The following is a 7608-nucleotide window of genomic DNA, read 5'->3' on the forward strand; positions in this document are numbered from 1 at the left end:
GGGGGGATTTAACGGCGCTGCCGGTTTATGCGAACGGGGAGGGACATTCATCAATTTCATCTGTTTCTGGCAAGTTGTTGGTGTTTATTGGGTTAGTTCCTCCACAACACGCGAGTGAGAATAAGGAGGTCTTGTCGCGGATTAGTAAACGCGGCAATGTGATGTTAAGGACGTTAAGGTAAAACCTGAGGTTGATGAGGCTAATTCATGCGGTGGCTCGGTGAAGCCGATAGCCTGATAAGCATCAACCTTGCGTGATTCATCCAGCCAACCCATGTTGGCCGATTTAAATCGTGAGGCCGGCATATACCAATGCTAGGTTAGAGGTAAATTCAGAAGCTTCTCGAAGCAAATTAATCACTCTCTTTGCTAAACTATTTTTTTATTTTTAGTTTCGCCGAGCGAGGAAGAGCGACGAAAAAACCTTGGCAATGATTCGTTACCAACGCACCGTTTAGGTTTCGCTTGATCTTCGTTTAGTTTAAGTAACTTATAAAAAGTAATTAATTGCGCTGCATCGGGCTCTCTGATCTTATCAGCAATTTTTTTGATAGATTCGGAGACGGATTTCTCTTCGGGCTCAAAAAAATCCTCATCACTGTCAATTTTTTCTTCATCATCCAAATCTATTTCCAAGCAGGAAATTTCATTGGCGGGTTTTTTTCTTCCGCTTTATTCGTTTGAAATTATTGGCCTAAACTCTCATAGGCATCTTCATAAGAACCATACGCTATTGGACTATTTACAATGATGTTTTCGTTATCGTAGGCAATTAATGATTCGGAATTGCTAACAAATAATGTTTCAATACGCTGCTTTTTTCGACGCCCAATCCTTAATTAAAGCTCTTTGATCAACGGGCAATAACAAGTTACTTTCTAATGCATAAGCTTTATCGGTTTGCACTCTAACTTCTGACAACTATTAATCATTAATTAGTTTAGTAATTTTGGGTAATTGGTTTTTGAGATTTTGATAAAATCGAACATTTATATCACTGGATAGGCGAGGTAATAATCGGCGCAACATGGTTAACTCTGAAAAAGAAATTCTTGAACTTTGCAGGCAACACAACACAGACAGCTCGTCATAAGACAGCGCGATTGTATGGGCGAGAGTGAAAAAACGCTTTTTAAAATGATCGAAATCGAAAGAAGCATCTAACGTATTGAATATACAAATATTGGAATATTTTTCCTGCTGATTCAAAATAGCAATAGAGTTATCCGACGTTGGCTTTAAGAAAAAATCATGCGACTCATCTTCGATCCCTTCATACAACGCGGCTGTCAATAAGTTCTCATTTGCATGCATGCTAACAATGGAACGATTGGGACCCAAAGAATATTTGTTCGCACCGCTGGAAAAAATCAAACAATGCCATTCTCCTGCCTTTTTGAAGATTAGCCGTATAGGAATGACTAATATTACGTAAAACTCGTTCTTTACCAAAGCTATCCTGCAATCTGAGTTCCATTTTTTTCGATCCTACTCCGAATCCCGCTTCAATTGCGCCTCTAATTTCTTTTCAAACTGAAAATAATCTCTCGAAGATAAGCTTTTTAAATAAAACGACTTCCCTTTACTCGTGTGCTGATCCGCCTTAGCAGCACTATTGAATCGCATTTGTGCTCCGATTTTTCAACTAAATGGTTAAAATGGTACAAGCAGTATAAGGTAGGCGACTTAAATAAATCTTAAGATCGGACTCTCGAAATAAGCTTCTATTCCCTATAGAATGATAATCTTTTTTAGCTATTCTAATTTAAGATTTCCCGATGACACAAACCGATAACCAAAACCCAAAACCCATGGTGCTGATTATCCTCGACGGCTTTGGTGAAAGTGATGAAATCACGCATAATGCCATCAAAAAAGCCAACACACCGACATTAGATAAACTATTTCGCCATTATCCTCACACACTATTGGAAGCCTCCGGCAAGGCGGTGGGATTACCAGATGGGCAGATGGGAAATTCAGAAGTAGGCCATCTCCATATTGGCGGGGGGCGTAAAGTGCCTCAGGATTTAACACGGATTGATGCGGCGATCTCCACCGGAGAATTCTATGAAAATCCCGTTATGATTGAAGCGCTTGAAAAAGCCAAAGTACTCAACAAAGCCGTTCATATTCTCGGTTTGCTTTCCCCCGGCGGCGTTCACAGCCGAGATAATCAGATTGCTGCCCTGCTTGAACTCGCTTATCGCCGCGGTATTAAAAAAATTTATTTACACGCTATTCTCGATGGCCGCGACACACCACCAAAATCGGCTTTACTTTCAATCGAAAAAATCACAAGTCAATTTCATGCTTACGGCAACGGAAAAATAGCTTCTCTCATTGGACGTTATTATGCCATGGATCGCGATAAACGCTGGGACAGAACTAAAAAAGCGTATGATTTATTAACGCGAGGCGTCGCTCAACTTCATGTACCCACGGCAAAAGAAGGTTTGATGCTTGCTTATGAACAAGGTAACACCGATGAATTCGTGAGCCCCACCACCATCCACCGCAATAACGAAACGCCTGTTATTATAGAAGATGATGATGTCGTTGTTTTTATGAATTTTCGCGTTGACCGTGCACGGCAACTCACCTACGCATTTTGGGGTGCTCACTTTACGGCGTTTAATCGTCAAGTAAGGCCCAAACTTTCAGCGTTCGTCACGTTAACTGCTTATGCTAAAGACATCAATGCAGCCGTGGCTTTCCCGCCATTGGAATTACCCAATACCTTGGGTGAATATTTATCAGCGAGGGGCTATCGTCAGTTGCGCATTGCTGAAACTGAAAAATACGCCCATGTCACTTATTTTCTAAACGGCGGACAAGAAGTCCCTTTTAGCGGCGAAGATCGACTGTTAATCCCCTCCCCGAGGGTAGCTACTTATGATCTTCAACCTGAAATGAGTGCGGTTGAGATGACTAATAAATTAGTGGAAATCATTGAAAACGATGATTACGACTTTATCGTTTGTAATTTTGCCAATCCTGATATGGTTGGACACACGGGCAATGAAACGGCCACGAGAGAAGCCATTCAGGTGATTGATGATTGTCTAAAACGGATAATTACTGCCCTTCAATCCGTTGGCGGGGAAGCGTTAATCACCGCTGATCACGGCAACGCCGAAAAAATGTTTGATGAAAAAACTAACCAGCCCCATACAGCCCACACGAGTAATTTGGTACCATTAATTTACGTAGGGAGGGAGGCCGAGTTTTGTAAAGAAGTGGGTGCATTGGACGACGTGGCCCCTACACTGCTTTACCTGATGGGCCTTAAAAAACCAAGGGAAATGACAGGGCGTATCTTGATTACGCTGAAGTAACTTATGCAAAGGATTTTGCGTGTTTTATTATTATTTTCCATCGCATGGATTGTCTTCTCATTCGTATTCCAATTTCTGCACGGCTCGTCCTCCCGCGGCTTGTCTGTGGGACCCAGAGAAACGTCGCACTCGGATATTTCTTGGATTCCGTAGACAAGCCGCGGGAGGACGAATGATGGAATGACGGTTTCAATGATGATTCTACCCGAAGCATTTGCCGCCACTCCCACCGACCTCAAACAAATTAATCACAAAATTGAAACCCTAAAAGCGATACTCTCAAAAGAAAAAACAAACGAAGATTTTTTTGAAAAGATTAAAAACTGCAAAAATTGCTTCAGGACGTACACGACTTCAATTACAAAAAAGCGAAGCCACTCTAAAAAAAGAATCGCAACTCCTTGAAAAGTTACATCACGATCAAACCACTTATCAAGCCAAACCTGTAACAGAACGCGCCGAACTTGCCGACTATCTTCGAGCTGCTTAGATATAATGGTCGAGAGCCTTATCTCAAGCTCATTCTGAGCCAAAACGATGCACAGCGCGCCAACCATCTTCTTATGTATTATCATTATCTCAGTAAAGATCAGCTATCTGCTATTCACAATTTACAATCTACGCTTGCCCGCTTGCGCCAAAATCAAACTTCAATTCAGGCCCAAACGCACATTCTTCAAAATCTTCAAAAACAACATCAGATCAAAGCCATCATGAAGCAAGATTTTGCCGCTTTAAAAGGCAAATTAAGCTGGCCCACCGAAGGCTCCGTTTTGCCTTATTTTGGAATCCCTATTGACCAGAGTGAATTAAAATGGGATGGCATTTTGATAAGAGCGGCGGAGGATCAGCCTGTTTATGCAGTTGCTAGTGACAAAGTCGTTTTTGCAAAGTGGTTCCCCGGCTATGGTTTGTTATTGATTATCAACCATGGACATGCTTATATGACACTATACGGTCGAAATCATAATTTGTATAAAAAACCCGGTGACATGGTCCAGAAGGGTGATTTGGTCGCTACAGTTGGTCAAAGCGGCGGTTACGAAAAGCCCAGCGCTTTATTTTGCTATTCGTCATAATGTTAAGCCGCTAAATCCAACCCTGTGGTGTCATAGAGGAGAGAATCAATGAGCCTAAAAAGAAAGATTATAGCTATCGCGCTTGCTGCCTTCATCAGTCCGGGATTCACCACGGTGTTCGCTTTTTCTTCTCCTTTTTTACTAAAAATGCTGATTTCCACTCCGGCGGAAGACAAAAGCGATAAGCTCTCCAGAAAAGACGTCGAACGTTTTGTGACGGCCATTGCATTGGTCCATCAGTATTACATTAAAAATGTGAGTAATAAAAAATTACTCGACAGCGCAATTAGCGGCATGATAGCCAACCTCGACCCCCACTCCAGCTATCTCGACAACAACGACTTGAAAGAATTGAAAACCACCGTCTCTGGAGAGTTTGTGGGCGTTGGCATCGAGCTCACCCTCTCCAAAGGGGGTCTTTTAAAAGTCATTAGCCCGCTGGAAGATTCCCCCGCCGCACGCGCAGGCATCCAACCCAACGATTATATTGTTAAAATTGACGACCAATTAGTTCAAAACATGAGTCTTCCGGAAGCGGTGAACCGAATTAAAGGCAAAAAACAGACCACCGTCAAGTTAACGGTTTTACGAAAAAGTGCGAATAAGCCTTTAATTTTTTCGATTCAACGTGAACCCATTCATTTGCTTAGTGTAAAAAGCAAAACTTTAGAACCCGGTTACGGTTATGTCCGAGTCACTTTCTTCCAAGGGCCAGTGGAAAACCAGTTGCGTGATGCGATTGATAAATTGAAAAAAGAATCACAAGGCCTTTTGAAAGCTTTAGTCCTTGATCTGCGTAATAATCCCGGTGGCCTACTCGATGTCAGTGCCCAAGTGGCAGACAGTTTCCTTGATGCGAGTAAGATGCACCGCTATAACGACCTCATCGTTTATACAAAAGGACGCGTTCCGGGCGCCGATATTCAAATTAAAGCTACGGCTGGCGATCTCATTCCCCACACACCGATGGTTGTACTGATCAACGGCGGATCGGCCTCTGCTTCAGAAATTGTGGCTGGCGCTCTTCAGGATTACAAACGCGCTATTATCATGGGAACGCCCAGCTTTGGGAAAGGGTCGGTCCAAACCGTTTTACCCATTGGGGAAAATGACGCGATTAAACTAACGACCGCCTTGTATTACACCCCAGCAGGCCGCGAAATTCAGGCCGAAGGCATTATACCGAATGTTTCGGTTCCGGAATTCAGTATTACGCCTCCTAAATCACAGTTAACATTGGATGAAGCTGATTTCCAAAATCATTTGCCCAATGACGGCGTTCCTTCCGCTAAGGCAAATCCCGGAACGACCGAAGAAGAGAAAAATTTATCACAAACCCAACTGCAATTGGCGAAAACCGATTATCAGCTATATCAAGCTTTAATGATATTACAAGGTCTTCAGGTGTTTAAGCATTAGTTTTGTGAGATATTAAAATTTAGGTGATTTATGGAACCCTCAAATATCCTCTTCGATGAATCTCAAGACGTTTCACTCGTCAATGAGGTTCAATCCCCGAAAGCTGGAACGACTTGCGGAAAAGTTTTTGGCGCTATTTTATTAATTATCGGCACGTCGGTTGGGGGAGGCATGTTGGCTTTGCCCATCGCAATCGCTGCCGGTGGTTATTATCACTCCATTTTATTATTTTTTTGTGCTTGGCTAATCACGGCGTTAGCCGCTTTTTACATTTTAGAAGCTAATTTATGGCTGCCGGAAAATACGAATCTCATTTCAATGGCGCGAATAACGCTGGGCAAGGCGGGTCAGTTAATCACCTGGATCAGCTATTTATTGTTGTTATATACGCTATTAGCTGCCTACATCTCTGGCGGGACTGATTTAATTCACAATTTGTTGTCATTGATTAATATCCCCACACCGACGTGGCTGGATTCGATTTTATTCATTGTGACTTTAGGAGCGGTTTTGATTTATGGGGTGCGCGCCGTGGATTTGGTCAACCGCGGTTTGATGTCAACGAAATTAGCAGTTTATTTTTTACTGGTCTTATTTATTTCGCCGCACATCGATGTAGGCAAACTTTCCGGCGGCCATTTAGCGCTCTTATCCGGTGCCGTCATGGTGATCATCACTTCATTCGGTTACGCCATTATTGTACCTACTTTGCGAAGTTATTTGAAAAGCCAAGTCAATGTTTTGCGATTAACGATTGCCATCGGCAACCTGATTCCCTTGATTTTATATTTATTGTGGACTTTTGTTGTCAACGGAACGCTCGGAAGCTATGGAGCTAATGGTTTAATTCACATGGCTACTTCCACCGACGCCGTGAGTAAATTGAGTAATACTTTATCTGCTCACGTAAATGGCGACCTTGTGAAAGGATTAATCCACTTTTTTACTTCTATTTGTATCGCGACTTCTTTTCTTGGGGTTTCTTTGTGCTTATCGGATTTTATGGCGGATGGTTTGAAAATTAAAAAAGAAAAAAGTGGCCGCTGGTTATTGGTTGCATTAACCCTAGCCCCACCGCTTTTAGTCATTCTGTTCTATCCAGGCGTTTTCATTGCAAGTTTAAATTACGCCGGCGTTTTATGTGTCATTTTACTTACCTTGTTGCCTGCATTAATGGTGTGGAGCGGCCGTTACGTGAAAAAAATCGCTGTCGGTTACGAGGTCATCGGTGGAAAACCATTTATCATCTTCGAAATCCTCATCGCCATTGCATTGCTGATCTTTGCGTTAATGCATTTAGGGTGAGGCTGCATATTTTTATTTTGAATGTCTTTTCGTTACTTTCCATCAAAACTCCAATACCCATTATTGTATTCATCAATTACACTATTATCACTCCAAACAGAACGATCGTACTTAGCTACCCCAAAAAGCTGGGAAAGTGTCCTCATTCGAATTCATTTGCGAATCATTATAACTTTTCTGATTTTCATTGAGAGGTTGGCTGGCCTCCTCATTAGAACCACAACAACAGAATGAGCCAAAAATCTTGCTGAAGAATCCTACCCTAGGCAGCTCATATACATTTCGACTCATAAATACCTCTTTAATTTTTAATAATTCACTTAGTAATAAAATTTTACTACGGATGTGTTAAATTATTATTAAATTTACTTAGAAATTTTCTGCAGGACTCCGTACACGAAGGAAAGCGATGAATTTATCTTCTGGGCAGGCGGAATTAATGGAAAGGTTTGTTTTAATTGAAGCAA

The 7608-nt window shown here is 42.0% G+C and carries 6 protein-coding genes and 3 pseudogenes; 6 read left to right on the forward strand and 3 right to left on the reverse strand.

The window, feature by feature from the left end; all coding sequences use genetic code 11:
- Nucleotides 1-176 (forward strand): annotated as a pseudogene (locus OWO34_RS06900) (transposase); the annotation flags it as partial.
- A gap of 193 nt (nucleotides 177-369) precedes the next feature.
- Here the strand turns inward: OWO34_RS06900 and OWO34_RS06910 are convergent.
- The 3 genes from OWO34_RS06910 to OWO34_RS06920 all read right to left on the reverse strand — a co-directional run bounded on the left by OWO34_RS06910 (nucleotide 370) and on the right by OWO34_RS06920 (nucleotide 1626).
- On the reverse strand, nucleotides 370-636 hold the full coding sequence (locus OWO34_RS06910; protein ID WP_267257013.1) for a hypothetical protein: 267 nt from the start codon (nucleotides 634-636) through the stop codon (nucleotides 370-372).
- A 288-nt stretch (nucleotides 637-924) separates the two neighbouring features.
- Nucleotides 925-1314 carry a hypothetical protein gene (locus OWO34_RS06915; RefSeq protein WP_267257014.1) on the reverse strand — a complete coding sequence of 130 codons (390 nt, stop codon included), beginning with the start codon at nucleotides 1312-1314 and terminating at the stop codon, nucleotides 925-927.
- Nucleotides 1315-1488: 174 nt separating this feature from the next.
- Nucleotides 1489-1626, reverse strand: coding sequence for a hypothetical protein (locus OWO34_RS06920; RefSeq protein ID WP_267257015.1), 138 nt, complete (start codon nucleotides 1624-1626; stop codon nucleotides 1489-1491).
- Nucleotides 1627-1778: 152 nt separating this feature from the next.
- Between OWO34_RS06920 and gpmI the strand changes: the two genes are divergently transcribed.
- The 5 genes and pseudogenes from gpmI to OWO34_RS06945 form a co-directional block, all read left to right on the forward strand.
- The gene (gpmI, locus tag OWO34_RS06925) at nucleotides 1779-3338 is read left to right on the forward strand and encodes a 2,3-bisphosphoglycerate-independent phosphoglycerate mutase (RefSeq protein WP_267257016.1); all 1560 of its coding nucleotides are present in this window, start codon (nucleotides 1779-1781) and stop codon (nucleotides 3336-3338) included.
- A 3-nt stretch (nucleotides 3339-3341) separates the two neighbouring features.
- Nucleotides 3342-4469, forward strand: a pseudogene (locus tag OWO34_RS06930) (murein hydrolase activator EnvC family protein).
- Nucleotides 4466-5836, forward strand: coding sequence for a S41 family peptidase (locus tag OWO34_RS06935; protein WP_267257017.1), 1371 nt, complete (start codon nucleotides 4466-4468; stop codon nucleotides 5834-5836). The pseudogene OWO34_RS06930 and the gene OWO34_RS06935 overlap by 4 nt, the downstream one beginning before the upstream one ends.
- Before the next feature lie 30 nt (nucleotides 5837-5866).
- Complete coding sequence (locus tag OWO34_RS06940) at nucleotides 5867-7141, forward strand: amino acid permease (protein ID WP_267257018.1); 1275 nt, start codon at nucleotides 5867-5869, stop codon at nucleotides 7139-7141.
- Nucleotides 7142-7325: 184 nt separating this feature from the next.
- Nucleotides 7326-7482, forward strand: a pseudogene (locus OWO34_RS06945) (hypothetical protein); the annotation flags it as partial.
- Nucleotides 7483-7608: the final 126 nt, after the last annotated feature.

This window comes from Coxiella endosymbiont of Ornithodoros maritimus, assembly GCF_907164965.1.
GTDB lineage: Bacteria > Pseudomonadota > Gammaproteobacteria > Coxiellales > Coxiellaceae > Coxiella.

Excerpts from the sequence above, each read along its gene's own strand:
- OWO34_RS06920 (WP_267257015.1), bottom strand. The coding sequence starts at position 1,626 with ATGCGATTCAATAGTGCTGCTAAGGCGGATCAGCACACGAGTAAAGGG.
- OWO34_RS06935 (WP_267257017.1), top strand. The coding sequence starts at position 4,466 with ATGAGCCTAAAAAGAAAGATTATAGCTATCGCGCTTGCTGCCTTCATC.
- OWO34_RS06940 (WP_267257018.1), top strand. The coding sequence starts at position 5,867 with ATGGAACCCTCAAATATCCTCTTCGATGAATCTCAAGACGTTTCACTC.
- OWO34_RS06915 (WP_267257014.1), bottom strand. The coding sequence starts at position 1,314 with ATGCATGCAAATGAGAACTTATTGACAGCCGCGTTGTATGAAGGGATC.
- gpmI (WP_267257016.1), top strand. The coding sequence starts at position 1,779 with ATGACACAAACCGATAACCAAAACCCAAAACCCATGGTGCTGATTATC.